At 69.7% G+C, this 13,618-nt stretch carries 20 protein-coding genes and 1 tRNA gene; 5 read left to right on the forward strand and 16 right to left on the reverse strand.

Going from position 1 to position 13,618, the window contains the following annotated elements; translation table 11 throughout:
* Positions 1-14 precede the first annotated feature (14 nt).
* The 14 genes from GTY67_RS13655 to GTY67_RS35310 form a co-directional block, all read right to left on the reverse strand.
* A complete protein-coding gene (locus tag GTY67_RS13655; RefSeq protein ID WP_161278885.1) occupies positions 15-464 on the reverse strand; it encodes a hypothetical protein in 450 nt (149 codons plus the stop codon).
* 63 nt (positions 465-527) lie between these two features.
* The gene (locus GTY67_RS13660) at positions 528-1,412 is read right to left on the reverse strand and encodes a hypothetical protein (RefSeq protein WP_161278886.1); all 885 of its coding nucleotides are present in this window, start codon (positions 1,410-1,412) and stop codon (positions 528-530) included.
* Positions 1,409-2,284 carry a PD-(D/E)XK nuclease-like domain-containing protein gene (locus GTY67_RS13665; RefSeq protein WP_161278887.1) on the reverse strand — a complete coding sequence of 292 codons (876 nt, stop codon included), beginning with the start codon at positions 2,282-2,284 and terminating at the stop codon, positions 1,409-1,411. Before GTY67_RS13665 ends, GTY67_RS13660 begins: the two co-directional genes overlap by 4 nt.
* 193 nt (positions 2,285-2,477) lie before the next feature.
* Positions 2,478-3,452, reverse strand: coding sequence for a hypothetical protein (locus tag GTY67_RS13670; RefSeq protein ID WP_161278888.1), 975 nt, complete (start codon positions 3,450-3,452; stop codon positions 2,478-2,480).
* A gap of 108 nt (positions 3,453-3,560) precedes the next feature.
* A complete protein-coding gene (locus GTY67_RS13675) occupies positions 3,561-4,037 on the reverse strand; it encodes a hypothetical protein (protein ID WP_161278889.1) in 477 nt (158 codons plus the stop codon).
* Positions 4,034-4,267 (reverse strand): hypothetical protein, encoded by a 234-nt coding sequence (locus tag GTY67_RS34540; RefSeq protein WP_202461427.1) that lies wholly within the window; start codon positions 4,265-4,267, stop codon positions 4,034-4,036. Before GTY67_RS34540 ends, GTY67_RS13675 begins: the two co-directional genes overlap by 4 nt.
* Positions 4,268-4,352: 85 nt before the next feature.
* On the reverse strand, positions 4,353-4,643 hold the full coding sequence (locus GTY67_RS13680) for a hypothetical protein (protein WP_161278890.1): 291 nt from the start codon (positions 4,641-4,643) through the stop codon (positions 4,353-4,355).
* Positions 4,636-5,034, reverse strand: a complete 399-nt coding sequence (locus tag GTY67_RS13685) for a phiSA1p31-related protein (protein ID WP_161278891.1) — start codon at positions 5,032-5,034, stop codon at positions 4,636-4,638. Before GTY67_RS13685 ends, GTY67_RS13680 begins: the two co-directional genes overlap by 8 nt.
* Complete coding sequence (locus GTY67_RS13690) at positions 5,031-5,312, reverse strand: hypothetical protein (RefSeq protein ID WP_161278892.1); 282 nt, start codon at positions 5,310-5,312, stop codon at positions 5,031-5,033. The genes GTY67_RS13685 and GTY67_RS13690 overlap by 4 nt, the downstream gene beginning before the upstream one ends.
* A 17-nt stretch (positions 5,313-5,329) precedes the next feature.
* Positions 5,330-5,596, reverse strand: coding sequence for a hypothetical protein (locus GTY67_RS13695; protein ID WP_161278893.1), 267 nt, complete (start codon positions 5,594-5,596; stop codon positions 5,330-5,332).
* A complete protein-coding gene (locus GTY67_RS13700; protein WP_161278894.1) occupies positions 5,593-6,132 on the reverse strand; it encodes a hypothetical protein in 540 nt (179 codons plus the stop codon). The genes GTY67_RS13695 and GTY67_RS13700 overlap by 4 nt, the downstream gene beginning before the upstream one ends.
* Entirely contained in the window at positions 6,129-6,791 is a 663-nt protein-coding gene (locus GTY67_RS13705) for a hypothetical protein (protein ID WP_161278895.1), read from the reverse strand. Before GTY67_RS13705 ends, GTY67_RS13700 begins: the two co-directional genes overlap by 4 nt.
* A gap of 87 nt (positions 6,792-6,878) precedes the next feature.
* Complete coding sequence (locus tag GTY67_RS13710; protein WP_161278896.1) at positions 6,879-7,157, reverse strand: hypothetical protein; 279 nt, start codon at positions 7,155-7,157, stop codon at positions 6,879-6,881.
* Positions 7,154-7,426, reverse strand: coding sequence for a helix-turn-helix transcriptional regulator (locus GTY67_RS35310; protein WP_343238673.1), 273 nt, complete (start codon positions 7,424-7,426; stop codon positions 7,154-7,156). The genes GTY67_RS13710 and GTY67_RS35310 overlap by 4 nt, the downstream gene beginning before the upstream one ends.
* A gap of 153 nt (positions 7,427-7,579) precedes the next feature.
* On the opposite strand from GTY67_RS35310, the gene GTY67_RS13720 reads away from it, so the two are divergent.
* The 4 genes from GTY67_RS13720 to GTY67_RS13735 all read left to right on the forward strand — a co-directional run bounded on the left by GTY67_RS13720 (position 7,580) and on the right by GTY67_RS13735 (position 9,747).
* Positions 7,580-8,083: a helix-turn-helix transcriptional regulator gene (locus GTY67_RS13720; protein WP_161278898.1), complete on the forward strand. Its 504-nt coding sequence runs from the start codon at positions 7,580-7,582 to the stop codon at positions 8,081-8,083.
* A 136-nt stretch (positions 8,084-8,219) separates the two neighbouring features.
* The gene (locus GTY67_RS13725; RefSeq protein WP_161278899.1) at positions 8,220-8,363 is read left to right on the forward strand and encodes a hypothetical protein; all 144 of its coding nucleotides are present in this window, start codon (positions 8,220-8,222) and stop codon (positions 8,361-8,363) included.
* A gap of 9 nt (positions 8,364-8,372) precedes the next feature.
* A complete protein-coding gene (locus GTY67_RS13730; protein WP_161278900.1) occupies positions 8,373-9,620 on the forward strand; it encodes a hypothetical protein in 1,248 nt (415 codons plus the stop codon).
* A gap of 65 nt (positions 9,621-9,685) precedes the next feature.
* Positions 9,686-9,747: transfer RNA gene (locus GTY67_RS13735), tRNA-OTHER, on the forward strand.
* 464 nt (positions 9,748-10,211) lie between these two features.
* Here the strand turns inward: GTY67_RS13735 and GTY67_RS13740 are convergent.
* Positions 10,212-11,801 carry an alpha/beta hydrolase gene (locus GTY67_RS13740; RefSeq protein WP_161278901.1) on the reverse strand — a complete coding sequence of 530 codons (1,590 nt, stop codon included), beginning with the start codon at positions 11,799-11,801 and terminating at the stop codon, positions 10,212-10,214.
* 97 nt (positions 11,802-11,898) lie between these two features.
* On the reverse strand, positions 11,899-12,789 hold the full coding sequence (locus GTY67_RS13745) for an aminoglycoside phosphotransferase family protein (RefSeq protein ID WP_161278902.1): 891 nt from the start codon (positions 12,787-12,789) through the stop codon (positions 11,899-11,901).
* A 143-nt stretch (positions 12,790-12,932) separates the two neighbouring features.
* On the opposite strand from GTY67_RS13745, the gene GTY67_RS13750 reads away from it, so the two are divergent.
* Positions 12,933-13,583 carry a hypothetical protein gene (locus GTY67_RS13750; protein WP_237502611.1) on the forward strand — a complete coding sequence of 217 codons (651 nt, stop codon included), beginning with the start codon at positions 12,933-12,935 and terminating at the stop codon, positions 13,581-13,583.
* Positions 13,584-13,618 lie beyond the last annotated feature (35 nt).

The raw sequence follows: 13,618 nt of genomic DNA on the forward strand, positions 1-13,618 counted from the left end.
CAACTGCGGGTGGGCTAGAACGGGATCTCGTTGGTGGGCCCGCCGAGGGCCATGCGCTGCATGTGGCGGCCGATGTCGTCGATCAGGTCGATGCGTTCGCGCTTCAGCTCGTGGGCGAGACCTCGGGCCCAGGTTCGGACCTCTTCGCTCTTGCCGTCGAGGAGCGCTTCGGCGAGGTGGAGGGTGACGACGTTGGCCATGGCCTGGTCACGGGTGACGCCAGGGCCCCACGGGTCCGGGGTCTCGTTGGCGCTTTCTCGCCGGACCTCGGCGGTGCTGTAGCCGTCGCTGATGAGGTGCTGTTCGACGAGGTCGTCGATGTTCGCCCAGTTGTTGTCGAGTTCGTGGGCGAGATCGCGGGCGGCTCTGGCGCGGCTGTGGACGTTGCTGACGAGAGCGTGGGCAATGTGCCGGGCAACGGCGCCCCGGATCACTTCGAGCTGGGTACTGGGGTCAGTGGTCATGATCGTGGTCTCCTTGGGGTGGGACGCCCCGCAATGCCCGCGGGGCGTCCCGTTGTGTGCGGGCTAGTTGCCGGAGCCGGGCTTGCGGACTTCCTGTCCCGCCCACGGGTCGTCGTTGGGCGGCGGGGTGCTGCCACCGGACTTCGCCGGGGCCTTGCCCTTGATCTCCGCGGCGGTGATGCGGGCCTGCGGGAACGCCTCGTCGACAGCGATCTCCCGACGCTGGATCGACTTGTGGGTGATGAGAAGCTGGGCGATGTCCGCGCCGTTCCACTGGGCGCGCGGCCGGCCGAGCTTCTGCTCCAGTCGGTCGCCGTTGATACCGAGCTGCTCGAACACCTTCACCGCACCGTCGATGCGGTCAGGGAGCGGCTTGCCGTCGCCCTTCGCGAGGGTCTCCTTGCACAGCTCCTCGGCCTCGGCGATGAAGAAGTCCGGGATCACCGCGAAGATCGCCTCACGCAGTCGGCGGGCACCGTTGTTGGCGTTGTTCTCGTAGATGTCCCGCAGGTCGATGAGGGCCTCGACCTTGCCCCGGGCGAACTTGGCATGCGGGACGATGAAGGTGAGGACATGCCGGGTGTTGTTTTCGACGTCCCACGCCCACGCCTGCATCTCGGACTGGCGATAGTCGTCGTCGCGACGGAGTTCGGTGACGCCGTACTGGATGTTGCCGTAGGACTGGGCGAGGGTCTTCGCGAGGTTGATGGTGGGGCCGGTGACCTTGCCGCCGGCCCGGGGGAAGTCGTAGAACGCCTTCTCGGCGAGGGCCATGGATCCGCAGGCAGCCTGCATGGATGCGCGGGACCGGCCGATGTCACGGGGGAACTGTCGGGCCACGTAGATCGCGGCCTGGACCTCGGCGACGGCACGGGACTGCTCGACCGCGGTGCCCTGGCCGATGCGGTCGGCGCCGGGTGCGGTGGGTATCTGGGCGGGGAAGTTCACAGGTACATCTCCTTGTCGCGGTTCTCCGCATAGGCGGGGAGCGGGAGGTAGTTGGGTTCGGCGTCGGCGTAGCCGGGCCAGTGGCCGGTGGACATGCACTCGGCGAACTTCTCGATCGCGGCCCGGTTCTTGGCGCCAGCGATGACGCGGGACCCGAACTCGATGCCGATGACGTTGATCAGGTACGGGGCTTTCTTCTCCTGCACGATCAGGAGAAGTTCGGCGTCCTGCCCGCCGAGACCAAGGGCCCGGGCGGCGTCCTCGTACCAGTCGGCCTGCATGTTGTAGCCGTACTTCGCGATGTCCCGTTGCATGGCGTCGTCGCTGGCGTCGGCGGCGGTCTTGTAGTCGGGGATGATCAGGCGGCTTTCCTGGATGGACGGCAGCCAGTCGAAGCGCACCCGGCGGCGGATGCCGGTCGGCCCGTCGATCCAGAAGCCGGACTGCTCCGGCGCCCCGTAAGCGGGGTCGAGGAGCGCCGCGGCGAGCGGGTGCTGGCGGATGGCCGCCGCCATCCCGGTGACCATGTCCATCTCGGACTGCTTGAGCGGGATCGCACCGCGCTCGCGGGCTTCGGCGACCTCGGCCTTGGCGGCCTTGGTGTCCCAGCGGGCGTGGTCGATGACGGCGAGTTCGGGGCCGTTGCCGAGGACGAGCTTGTGGGCGGCGTTGCCGTAGTCGAACGTCTTCGTCGCCGGCTGCGGGTTGTCCTGCTCGTACCGGAAGTGGGCGGGGGTCGACGGGGCGAGGAGCTTCCGGGCGCCCGACGAGGAGAGGGACGTCTTGTCGGCGTGGTAGTCGGTGTTCGACAGATCGGTGTGGATGCCCAGTGCGGGGGCCTCGGTGACCGGGGGTTCGAGGGTGGTGGTCATCGCTGGCCGTCCTGTTCGGTGAGGCAGTCTTCGCAGACCGGGCCTTCGGGGCGACGGCTGAAGGGGCCGGTGGTGTCGTCGCAGCGGACGCAGGCGATCATGTGGTTCTCCTGGGTGGGGTGCTGCGGGCCGCACGTGGGGCGGCCCGCAGCGGGCAGACGGAGCCGGGCTAACACGCCTGCCGGGAGGTGGGTCAGGTGGCGGGCTTCTCCGCGAGCTTCTTGAGGTGCGCCTCGTAGTCGTCGGCCCACTTCTTCGGGTCGTGACCGGCGGCCTCCGCCTCGTCCCAGGCCCACTCGCCGATCTCGCCGGACTCCAACTGCTCGGAGAGGTCAGCCACGGTCTTCTCGGCCAGGTCCGGGTCGGCCTGCTTCAGGGCTTGCAGCAGCCGGTACGCGGACCAGGCGTAGATGCCGGAGTGGACCCAGGCGTTGAAGGCGCCGCGCCCCTTCACGGTGTCCATGTCGGCGCCGTACATCTCCCCGGTGGAGCGCAGGGTCTGCCGGAGCATCTCCTCCGCCATCTTCGCGACGGCGCCCGGCTGCGGGAGCGGCGCGACAGGCTCGGCGTTCTCCCCGTTCTTCTTGGCGAGGCTCCCGATCCACTCGCCGATGACCTCGACCCGGTCCTTGTTGTCGCCGCTGTACCGGCACGGCATTTGCAGGCCGAGGAAGTTCTCGCCGATGAGGAGAAGCGGCTTCTCGGCGTCCGTCTTCCAGACCCGGAGGTGCGTGTCAGCGTGCTTCCAGCGGCTGAGCATGTCGGTGTCGACCGAGACGAGATCACCCGACGCGGAGGCGTCCTGGAGGGCGTCGCGGAAGAGGTGCTGCCACTTCGGGAAGGTCGTCTCGGTGGTGGGGACGGTGAGCTTGCCGTCGTCGGCAGTGACCGCGAGGTTGAGGATGGTGTCGCCCTTGTGCGTCTTCAGCCACGGGGTGAGCCAGCCGAGGGTCTTCTCGCTGATGGTGACGGACCAGGTGTCGGTCTCCTCGCGGACCTTGGTGCGGGCCACGGCGAAGGTGTAGCGGTCGGTGGCGAGGGCGTGGATGTGGACGCCGTCGCACTCGAAGCGGATGCCGTTGATGGGCGGCAGGGTGTCGTCGGGGCTGATGTGGGCGCGGGTCTGCTTGATGAGCCGCTGGAGCTTGTGGGCGTTGATGGTCGTCATGGCGTCCTTCTCTGGGATGCTGGTGGTGGACGCCCCGGCACTTCTACTGCCGGGGTGTTCTGGTTCGCCGGGCCGGCGACCTGTGTCATCCGCGCGGCCCGGCGGGTCTCAGGCGGCCGGCAGGTGCGCCGGATCGGTGCTGCCTTCGGTGCGGACCACGGGGCCGATACCGAGGGCGTCCCACAGGGTGGTGACCTTGATCGGGGCGGTCGCCTGGTCCTCGAAGCTGCTGATGTCGCGCTCGGAGGGCGGGACGGTGACCGCGTTCGCGTTGGCCTCCGCCGCGAGGTACGGGGCGAGCTGGGCCTGGGCTGCGGCGAGATCGGCGCGGGCCTGCTCCAGCTCGGCGGTCCGGTCCCGCAGGTCGGCGTCGAGGCACACCACGACCTCCTCGGCCTCCGCCCGCTTGGCTCGGACGTCGGCCAGGTCGGCTTCGAGGATCGCGATGGTGTCGGCCGCCCCGATCAGCTGGCCGAACGCGCTGACTGTCTCGGCCTGCTGGTCCTTCAACTGCCGCTCCAGCTCGGCCACCTTGTCGGCGGCCCGGTGCTTCGGCTTGCTGCGGCGTATGAGAGGAAGGCTCACTTGCCTTCTCCCTGCCCGGCGATGGCGTCCCAGTCGGCGACGGTTCCGGCGTAGGCGTGCGGCGACATGGCGGTGATCGCGGTCGCGGCGGCGAGCGCGAGCGTGGCGTGCACCTGCGCCTCGGCGGCCAGCGCGGCCCCGACGGCCGGGTCGCCGCCGTCGCCGTAGGTGAAGTGGTGGGCGCGGCTGGCGAGGCGCTCGGCCTCGCGGTAGTGCTGGGGTCCGTTCACGGTTTGTCCTTCCAAGTCCAGAGGCTGGGGGCCACCGCCATCAGGCAGAAGATGACGCCGATGACGGTGGCGGTGATCAGGTAGCTCATCCGACGGTCGGCCGGTGATTGCAGCGGCCGAGGAAGCAGGGCTTGGCCTGCTCGTCCCACTGCTGCGGGGAGAGGAGGAGGTGCTGCATGCCGTGCTTCTCGTCCGACGCCCGCTGCCGCTTCGTCGTCGACCACTCGCGCTGGGCCTGCTGCGGGGTGGCGATCAGGTCGCCGCCGAGGTCCGGTCGAACCGAACCGACCGCACAGCCAGCCGAGTTGGCCCGCACCCAGAAGCAGTCGGTGAGCGGCACCATCTCGCCGTCAATCTGCACCATCAGGTCAGCCACGGCGCTCCCCCTTGATCGTGCCGAGGAACGCCCGCCACCCGTAATGCACCGGGGCTGGCGGCAGGTGGTGCGGGGTCAGCGCCGGTGCGACAAAGGCGACGATGTGGTCCTCGACGTATCCGGCCGCAACGGTCGCCGCATAGTTCGGGTCGATCGCGGCCCGGTAGTCGGCGTTCGACGGCCGGTCGTGGATCGCGATGAGCGGGCCCAGCTCCCAGTACAGGTCGGTGAGCTTCCACGGGGTCTCGCAACCACCGGGGGCCTTGTTCTGGGCCATCAGTGGTACCCCGTCAGCCTGTTCGCCGGTCCAGGCCCACTCGACGCCGGTGCAGTCGGCGTAGGTGAGGGTCAGGTCGAACTCGATGCCTTCGTGGACGAAGATCTCGCTCATGCCGCCGCCTCCGTCCCGCGCTGGTACGGGACGCCGATGCTGCGGACCCCGTCCTCGGCGGCGACCTGGTCGGCCACCTCGGCGGCGACGTCGCGGGCCTCTGCCCACTCGGCCAGCTCCTCGAACCCGGCCGCGAGCTGGCGCAGCACCTCCGGGGAAGCGTCGACCACGTCGATACCGAGGGCGTTACCGACCCGGAGGGTGGCGAACTGGCGGCCCTGGTAGCCGGTGCGGTACGCGGTCTCGATCTTGTCCGTGGCGTCGATGCTGACTCCCACGACTCCAGTTACGCGGCTCATCGGGTCCTCCGGGTGGTGTTGCTGGCGCGGATCTGCTCGGCCAAATCGACAGCCCATTCGGGGTAGTCGGCGTCCGTGGAGCACGCCTCGGGGTGCGGGCAGGGCAGCAGGGCGAACGCGGCGTCGTCGGGGTCGCACTGGTGGCGTTCCTCGGCCAGCAGCCCGGCGGCCATGCGGGTGCGCTTCAGCGCGTTCAGGGCATCCACCCGGGCGGCCAGCACGGCGAGCGGGGTGTCCAGTCGCTCCATGTCGGCGGCAGTCACGACGTACCGCCCTTGTCGTGCTCGTCGGCCGCCCGGCGAAGCTCGAACACCCAGTCCTCCGGGCAGTCCATCCACACGTCTTCGGCGTCGGAGTGCTCGGGGCAGTGCGCGGTCCACTGGTCAGCCACTTGCCGCAGCACGGCGGCGGGCGACGGCCGGGACTCCAGCTCGGCAATCCTGGCCCGAAGCTCCGTCACGTCCTCCGGTCCGCCCTGCGGCGGCAGCGAGAGGAGGTTGTTCGGACGGACCGCGCCACGCTGGACCTTGTCCGCGAGGCGGCCGATCACGTCGGCCTGCTTGGCGTACTGCGGGCCCTGCGCCCGGTGCTCACGCGCCCGCTTCACCAGCCACGCCACGAACTCGTCCGTCACCTCGGTGCGGGGTGCCCAGCCAGCGGCGCGGAGGGCCTTCACGTACCCGGCCCAGACGCGCTCGCAGTCCGGGCAGCCACGGTCGCCGGGCTCGAACCCGCACTCGCCGCAGAAGGCGCCGGCGGTGGACAGGGCTTGGATCGCGGTCTCGTCGGCGGCGCTCACAGGGCACCTGCCTCACGCTGCGACGGGGCGGAGGCCGCCTTGCGGAGGAGCTGCTTCGAGGTCTCCTGAAGGGCCGACATCTGCTGCTCCAGCTCGGCAATCCGGCACCACGGGCAGGTGTGCGTGTGCTCCGAGTCGACCAGCCACACGAGGTGCTGACCCGCCGGGCACTGCTGAGGGTTCATGACCTCGTACTCGGCAAGCTGCTTCTCCAGCTCGGAGATGCGAGAGGTCTGCCGCTGGCTCGCGGTCTCTGCCCCGTGGGCCGGGGTGAAGACCTTCGTGCCCTGCTTCACGGCCACAGCACACGGCCACTGGCTGACCATGCCGTCCTCCTGGCAGACCGCGCACAGCCAGGCGTTCGGCACGCCGCAGTCATCGAAGACCGGGATGTGGAAGCGGGCCGGGAGCTTCGCGTTCTCCTCCAAGGAGACACCCGCGAGCAACTCGAAAGACGGGTGATCAGGGGCCTTCAGGAGCGTGGCCCGCTGGGCGCATTCGTCGTGCTCGACCTGCTCCCCGGCCTTCACGTTGGCCTGGCAGGTACCGCACGCAGACGGGTCCGCCTGACGGCCACGGTTCGCGGCGTCGACCGCGCGCTCCTTGGCCCAGAAGTCATCGTTGCTGTCATCGGGGGCTTGTGATGGTTGGATGGACATCGGTCCACCTCTCTGTTCGCGGAGGATGACGGGTGGATCAGAGGCCGTTCCCGGACTTGGTCGTTACGGGGGCGGCCTCACAGCTGCTCAGGCAGCGGGGCGGTGCGTGCGCTCGTTTACCGGGCGAACCTCGTACATGGCCGCGATCTCCTGGATGTGGCGCCGCAGGAACGTGATCCGGCCACCCGCCCGGCTGTGGGGGAAGACCCGGGCGCTCGCCTTGTCGCGGAGCGTGCGTGCCGAGAACGGCAGCCACCCCTCGGCCTCGATCTGTTCGGGTGTGTAATGCACAAAATCGTCCAGGCCCGTGGCGCCGCCGACCTGGGCGGCGGGGCGCACCTTCTTCTTGGCCGTCGTGGTCGTCACGTCGGTGTCTCCTTGTGAGTGATGGCAGAGGTAGACACCTGCATCGCCGCCGCGATCAGCGCGACCTTGTCCTCGCTCGGGTGGGCGATGAGTCCACGTTCGAGGCGGGAGAGGTAGCCGCGGTTCAGCCCAGTACGAAGAGACATAGCCCGGAGGCTAAGTTGCTTCGCTTCACGGATGGCCTTGATTGCTGCGCCGTTCGGTGTCACACGAAGAGACTTACACGCCAGGACCCGCAACGCAAGCGTTCTCGCCCGCCATAAGCACACTTACTTTGCTTAACAGCCCGCCGTAACTGCCTCCCCGGCGCACAACGAACGCACTATCTGCAACCCGCATGCCCCTCCCACGCTGAGTAACTGCTGCTCAGAGGCCGAGACCTGCACTATTGGGTTGCACGCCGATGCGGCATGATGTGCCTCATGGATCGAGACTGGGCACGGCTGGGATCAGCCCTCCGGGCAGCACGCGAAGATCTCGGGCTGGGGCAGAAGGACGTGGCCGAGCGCATCGGCATCACTCCGAACGCGCTCCGGAACACCGAGCTTGGCAAGATCAGCCGAGTCACCCCCACCGTCCGCGAGTACGCCCGCATCGTCGGGTGGACCGAGGCCAGCATCGACGCCGTACTCAACGGCGGCGAACCCACCCGCGAGGTGGCCATCCCGCCCGACGAACCGGTCACCGCGCTCGCCGACACGCCGGAGGACCTACCGCTGCGCATCAAGGCCGCGCTCGCCGACGGCCGCCCCGTCCTCGACACGGCAGTCATCAACCTGCCCGGCGAGGACGGCGAGGACTCCGAGGCGCAGATGGTCATCATCGTGAAGGGCCGCGGCGGCGACGCCACGCCCGAGCAGATCCAGAAGGCGCTGCTCCAGTGGGAGAAGACCGAGGCACAGATCAGGCGCTCCGGCAGCGAGTGACCGGTTCTGCGCGCAAAGTTACGTAAGGGGCTCTGCATATGCCGTGAGTTGTGGTTGCATGGTCAACCTTGAGGGTGCCGCCGCTCGGGACTATTCAGGGGGTCCGATGCGGGTTCAGATCAGGTGTGTTGCGTCGATGCCGTACGGCGTCTGCGCGTGGCTGTTGAAGCGGGGCGGCGAGTGGATCCTCTACATCGCCGAAGAGGTACTGAGCCAGCTCGGCGGGATCATCCCGGGCCCTGAGCCGCTCGTCATCACGCCCCGCTGGAGGCTCAGCTAAGGGGGCGTCATGGCATCAGCGGAGAAGCGCGGGTCCACGTGGCGGTGCCGGTACGTCAAGCCGGACGGGACATACGGATCCGAGTCGGGGTTCCCCACGAAGCGCACCGCGCTGGCCTTTGGCAAAGAGCAGGACGCGGCGATCCGGGCCGGCCGATGGGTCGACCCGGACCTCCGGGCCGTCACGTTCGGCGAGTTCACCAAGTCGTTCATGTCGACCAGACGGAAGCGCGGCCGCACCGTCGGCACCCGGTGGGAGAAGCTCGACAGCCACATCCTGCCGCGCTGGGAGGACACCGCCCTGGGCAGCGTCACCTGGTACGAAGTCGACGCCTGGCAGCAGAGCCTCACGATCGCCGACGTCTCGCGCGGGCACTGCGTCAGCCTGATGTCCACCATCCTGACCGCTGCGGTCGACGCCCAGCACATCACGGTGAACCCGTTGTTCGGCCGGCGCCGTACGCGCGACACCGCCGGTGACGCTGCCATGCCGAAGGCGCCGAAGGTCAGCCGTGACCCTCGGCCCGAGGATGCGCTGCTAGTGGCGGAGCGGCTCGGGCCGGCGCGCGGTATCCACGTGCTGACGACCGCGTTCACCGGGCTGCGCTGGGGCGAAGGCCTCGGACTGCACCGGGACCGGACGCTGCTGGAGCGCGGACAGCCCTGGGGCGACTCCGAGTTCGTGTGCCCGATCCTGCGGGTGGTCGAGGAGTACGCGGAGTACCAGGAGCGCGGCACCGACGGCACGAAGCACGGCTACCGGCTCCAGCTAGAGCCGACGAAGAACGACGGGTCGACGCGCGACATCGACGTCCCGCCGTTCCTCGCCCGGCTGCTCGGCCACCACCTGGACGACTGGCCGTACGAGCGCCCGTTCAGCACGTCCACCGGTAAGCCGTGGCGCCGGGGCAACTGGAGCAGGGACTTCCGGCCGGCGTGCGACGGACGTGACGAGCGGGCGAAGCGACAGGGCGTCTCCTTCCGGGCGGGGTGGGAGCCGATCCTGCCCGGCCTGGACATGCGCGCCCTGCGTGCACTGCATGACACCCTTCAGGCGCAGATCGGAGTGAAGGAACCGCTGGCCTTCGAGGCGGCGGGGCATCGGCGGCCGGGGATCAAGCGGCACTACCAGAAGCCCACGCCGGACATGCGGCAGGAGCGGCTGGACGGGCTCGAAGAAGTATTCTGGAAGGCGATGGCGAACATCGGGCTGAAGACCCTGTGGGGTCGGGTCGACCTCCGGAAGCCGAGTCGCTGACCTCGCTCCCCATATTCTCCCCATTGGATCTTCAACGGGAGACAGGCACCACACCTCATCAGGGCAGATGAATGGGTCAACAACCGCTCTCCTAAAGCGGGTGTCGCAGGTTCGAATCCTGCCGGGGGCACAAGCGAAAAGGCCACCCAGGAACATTCCTGGGTGGCCTTTCCCATCTGCTCCTGACATCAACGGCGACGGCACCTTCGGTCCAGGCCCAGGCCGGTCCACCGCAGCCCAGAACGCAGGCAGTGCGCCCGTGTCTGGCAGGCGGCTCAGGCACCTGTCATGATCCGGCTGTGAACAAGCCTTTGTTTCCCGAAAAGTTGGACAGAGCACTCGACTGGGCGGGGCTGTTCCCGTCCACCCTGCTCTTCTGGATAGGCATCAGGGACTACCGCGAAGGCGCATCCATAGCCTGGGCCCTAGTCGGGGTCCTCCTGATGCTGATCAGCCTCTGGGTGATCTACCGCGGGCTGCCTCACCGGCGTGCGGGGACCCTTCAGCCGCCTGAGGAGTAGAGATCCGCAGGTTGGGTCCGCGAATCCCCCTCGGAGCGTGTCACCGGTGGCCGGGGATATCGGTGGGCCCCTACTTGACGCAGGTCTCGTCCCTTCCGGGCAGCTTGCCCGTCGCAAGGTAGTTGTTGACCTTGGTGTCCACGCAGGCGTTGCCGTACTCCCCGTATAGCGCGTGGCGGTTGGCGCCCTTGAGGGTGAGGAGTTTGGAGCTGGGGAGCTGGTCGTGCAAGGCCACGCTACCCCGGTAGGTGGTGCGGGGGTCGCCGGTGGCGGCGACTATCAGGGACGGCGCGTCGTGGCGTATGCGGGTGGGGTTCTCGCGAGGGGCGTTCCAGAACGCGCACGGGCCTATGTTCTCGGTCAAGGGGCCGAAGAGGGGGTGGGCGGCGCGGGTGCGTTCGATGTCGCGCCAGTAGAGCTCGGGGTTGCGTGGGGCCGCCGCGTCGCCGCAGAGGATCGCCGTCTGGACGCTGCCGGAGGCCGAGCCCTCGTCGGTCAGGGCGAAGCGTAGTTGCTCGGTGAACTCCGGGGAGAGCCTTAGCTGTTGGCCCTTTGCGGCCTTGGACAGTACGGAGACCTGCTCGGCCAGGGACGCCCTTGACGCGTCCGTGTCGTCGGCCACGCCCATGAAGAGAAGCGTCGGTATGTGGGTGTCGTCCAGGCGGAAGACGTCCGGCGCGGTGCCGACCGTCAGGGGGCCACGGGCCGCCTTCGCCATGGTGTGGTCGATCGTGGCCAGCACGGCCTTACGGGTGCGGCCCAGGCCGTACGTCGTGTGGTGGGCGGCCGTCCACGTGGCCCAGGCGGAGAGCGCCTGCTCGTTCTCCCGTACCGCGTCCTTCAGCAGCCGGGGGCCGTAGGCGCGCGGGTCGATCGCTCCGTCCAGGACCACCCGGTCGTAGCGGCCGGGGAACATCTGCGTGTAGACCGTGCCCAGGTACGTACCGTACGAGTAGCCCAGGTAGGAGATCTTCCGCTCGCCCAGCGCGCCCCGGATCACGTCCATGTCCCGGGCGGTGTTGCGTGTGGTGACGTGCGGGAGGACCGAGGCGTTGGTGGCGCGGCACTTGGCGGCCAGGCTCTTGCTCAGGGCCACGTGACGGTCGAAGCCCGCCCGGCCCGCCCCGGCCGAGAACCAGGGGAAGCTGACGGGCCAGCCGCAGTCCAGCGGCGTACTGCGGCCGGTGAAGCGCGGGTCGAAGCCGATGATGTCGTACCGGGCGCCGACCTCCTTCATCGCCTGGCGGATGACCGGCGGGGACTCCAGTGCCGTGCCGCCGGGTCCGCCGTTGTTGAGGAGGATCGCACCGATGCGGTGGCGGGTTTCGGTGGCCTTCAGGCGGGACACCGCGACCGTGATCGTGCGGCCCCGGGGTGCCGCGTAGTCCAGCGGGACCGTGGCGTTCGCGCACTGCACGCCCGCCCGGTCCAGGTCGCGGCCCATCGTGTCGTCGGGGGACTGCGCGCAGGTGCCCCAGGCCAGGCGTTGGTCGTAGTACCGGTCGAGGCCGCTGTGTGCCGCCGCACCGGCCGTTCTCGTGGTGGGCGTCGCCAGGGCCGGTGACGCCGTCAGGCCTACGGCGAGTGCCAGGCCTGCGGCCGCTGCGGTGCGGGCCGCCGCCGGGCCGCGGGGGATCCTGATCTTCTCTGCGTATCTCATGCAACAGACGCTAGAAGCCCGGGCGTTCGCACTCACTACGGCTGGCACCCCTGTTCCCAGGGGGGTCAGCTCCTCCTCGCCCCCAGCCCTCGGCCGGTCACCCCGCGAGGATCTCCCCGATCACCCACCACGCGTTCCGCGCCGTCACCGGGTTCGACTCCCGGTAGGCGGCGAGCTCCATCACCGCTATGGACAGCGCCCAGCCGCGGCCCCGCTCCCAGGTCGCGTCGTCGGCCCCGACCGCCGTACGGAAGGTCTCCCTGGCCCCGGCCGGGAGCAGGTACCAGGCGGCGATCAGGTCGACGGCGGGGTCGGCCAGGCCCATGCAGGCGAAGTCGATCACTCCCGTGAGGCGGCCGTCCGCGACCAGGACGTTGCCCGGCTGGAGGTCCCCGTGCACCCACACGGGCGCGCCGGTGAAGGGCGAGGCGGTCAGCGCCTTGTCCCAGGCCGCGGCCACCGCCCCGGCGTCGAGAACGCCGTCCAGCTCGGCGATCACCTTCCGCGTCACGGCGTCCCGGGAGGCCAGCGGCTCGCTGCGGTACGCCGGTGGGGCGTCCGTGGCGTCGATGCCGCGCAGCGCGAGGACGAGCTCCGCCAGGTCCGCGGCGAAGAGGTCCGGAGCCCAAGTGCCCTCGCCCGGGGCGGGGTTCGTGCCCTCCAGCCAGGTGCAGACCGACCAGGCCCAGGGGAAGCCCTCGGCCGGTGCCCCCTGGGCGAGCGGCGCCGGGACGGGTACGGGCAGCTGCGGGGCCAGCCGGGGCAGCCAGTAGGCCTCCGTCGCCACGTCCGCCGCGCTGCCCTCCGTACGCGGCAGCCGTACCACCTTGTCCTCGCCCAGGCGGTAGACCGCGTTCGCCGTCCCGCTCGCGTCGACCGCCTCCACCGGGAGGTCCGCCCAGTGCGGGAACTGGGCGGCGATCAGCGTACGTACGAGGGTGGCGGAGTCGAGAGGCGCGGAGTCGGAGGGCGCGGAGTGGAGGGTCATCCGGTGAGTGAACCAGGTGGGTCCACGGCGGCACAACGTCGTTCGCCCGGCCACCGGAGTACGGGGTTCCTCCGCCGGAGTACGGGCTCCCCCGCCGCGAAATCCGGTCGTGGGCACGCCCCTGGCCTGCGAGAGTGTGCTGCATGAATGCCCAGCCGATGCCCGTACCGGCCCCCGTACCGGGCAAGGGTCCGGACACCGGCCCGGTCCGGCACTTCGACTCGGGGCGGTGGCTGGCCCAGTACGCCGGCCTCGTACTGGTGGTCTGCCCTCGGTGCGGCGGGCGCGCGCACGTCGTTCCACGCCCCGGGCTCCCCGAAGTCCGTTACTTCAGCGAGCTGTTGTTCCAGCCCCGCCGTCTGGCCTGCGGAGGGTGCGGCGCCGTCGCCGCATGGCAGCCGGGGATGCGCGGGGGCGGGCTCGTCGGGGCCCGGCTGGGCGGCACGGAGGATCCGTTCTTCCATCGGCCGCTGTGGTTGCAGACCCGATGCGCCGGTCGTGTTCTCCGGGCCTACAACGACGAGCACGTCGACCATCTGTCGGCCTACGTCCGCGCCACTCTGCGCGAACGCGGGGGTGCCGGCTCCACGATGATGATGTTCGCCCGGTTGCCCCGGTGGATGAAGCTGTCCCGCAACCGGTCGGAGGTCCTGGCCGGCCTGGAGACCCTGCGCGGCCTGGCCGGGCGGTCCGCGCCCGCCGACCGGTCCGATGCGGCGCACGAGCGCGGTGACCGTTCGAGGGCTTCCGGCGCGCTGTACTTCCGGGGCGGACCGTACGAAGACGCCCCCTGACCTACGTACCGTACGGACAGCCCCACACCCACGCC

The sequence above is a fragment of the Streptomyces sp. SID8374 genome (assembly GCF_009865135.1).
Classification (GTDB): domain Bacteria; phylum Actinomycetota; class Actinomycetes; order Streptomycetales; family Streptomycetaceae; genus Streptomyces.

What these genes read in the sequence shown, in the direction of transcription:
- GTY67_RS13725 (WP_161278899.1), top strand. Translation starts at nt 8,220, where the DNA reads ATGCCGTACGGCGTCTGCGCGTGGCTGTTGAAGCGGGGCGGCGAGTGG.
- GTY67_RS13720 (WP_161278898.1), top strand. Translation starts at nt 7,580, where the DNA reads ATGGATCGAGACTGGGCACGGCTGGGATCAGCCCTCCGGGCAGCACGC.
- GTY67_RS13730 (WP_161278900.1), top strand. Translation starts at nt 8,373, where the DNA reads ATGGCATCAGCGGAGAAGCGCGGGTCCACGTGGCGGTGCCGGTACGTC.
- GTY67_RS13670 (WP_161278888.1), bottom strand. Translation starts at nt 3,452, where the DNA reads ATGACGACCATCAACGCCCACAAGCTCCAGCGGCTCATCAAGCAGACC.
- GTY67_RS13705 (WP_161278895.1), bottom strand. Translation starts at nt 6,791, where the DNA reads ATGTCCATCCAACCATCACAAGCCCCCGATGACAGCAACGATGACTTC.
- GTY67_RS13745 (WP_161278902.1), bottom strand. Translation starts at nt 12,789, where the DNA reads ATGACCCTCCACTCCGCGCCCTCCGACTCCGCGCCTCTCGACTCCGCC.
- GTY67_RS13655 (WP_161278885.1), bottom strand. Translation starts at nt 464, where the DNA reads ATGACCACTGACCCCAGTACCCAGCTCGAAGTGATCCGGGGCGCCGTT.
- GTY67_RS13750 (WP_237502611.1), top strand. Translation starts at nt 12,933, where the DNA reads ATGAATGCCCAGCCGATGCCCGTACCGGCCCCCGTACCGGGCAAGGGT.
- GTY67_RS13740 (WP_161278901.1), bottom strand. Translation starts at nt 11,801, where the DNA reads ATGAGATACGCAGAGAAGATCAGGATCCCCCGCGGCCCGGCGGCGGCC.
- GTY67_RS13685 (WP_161278891.1), bottom strand. Translation starts at nt 5,034, where the DNA reads ATGAGCGAGATCTTCGTCCACGAAGGCATCGAGTTCGACCTGACCCTC.
- GTY67_RS13665 (WP_161278887.1), bottom strand. Translation starts at nt 2,284, where the DNA reads ATGACCACCACCCTCGAACCCCCGGTCACCGAGGCCCCCGCACTGGGC.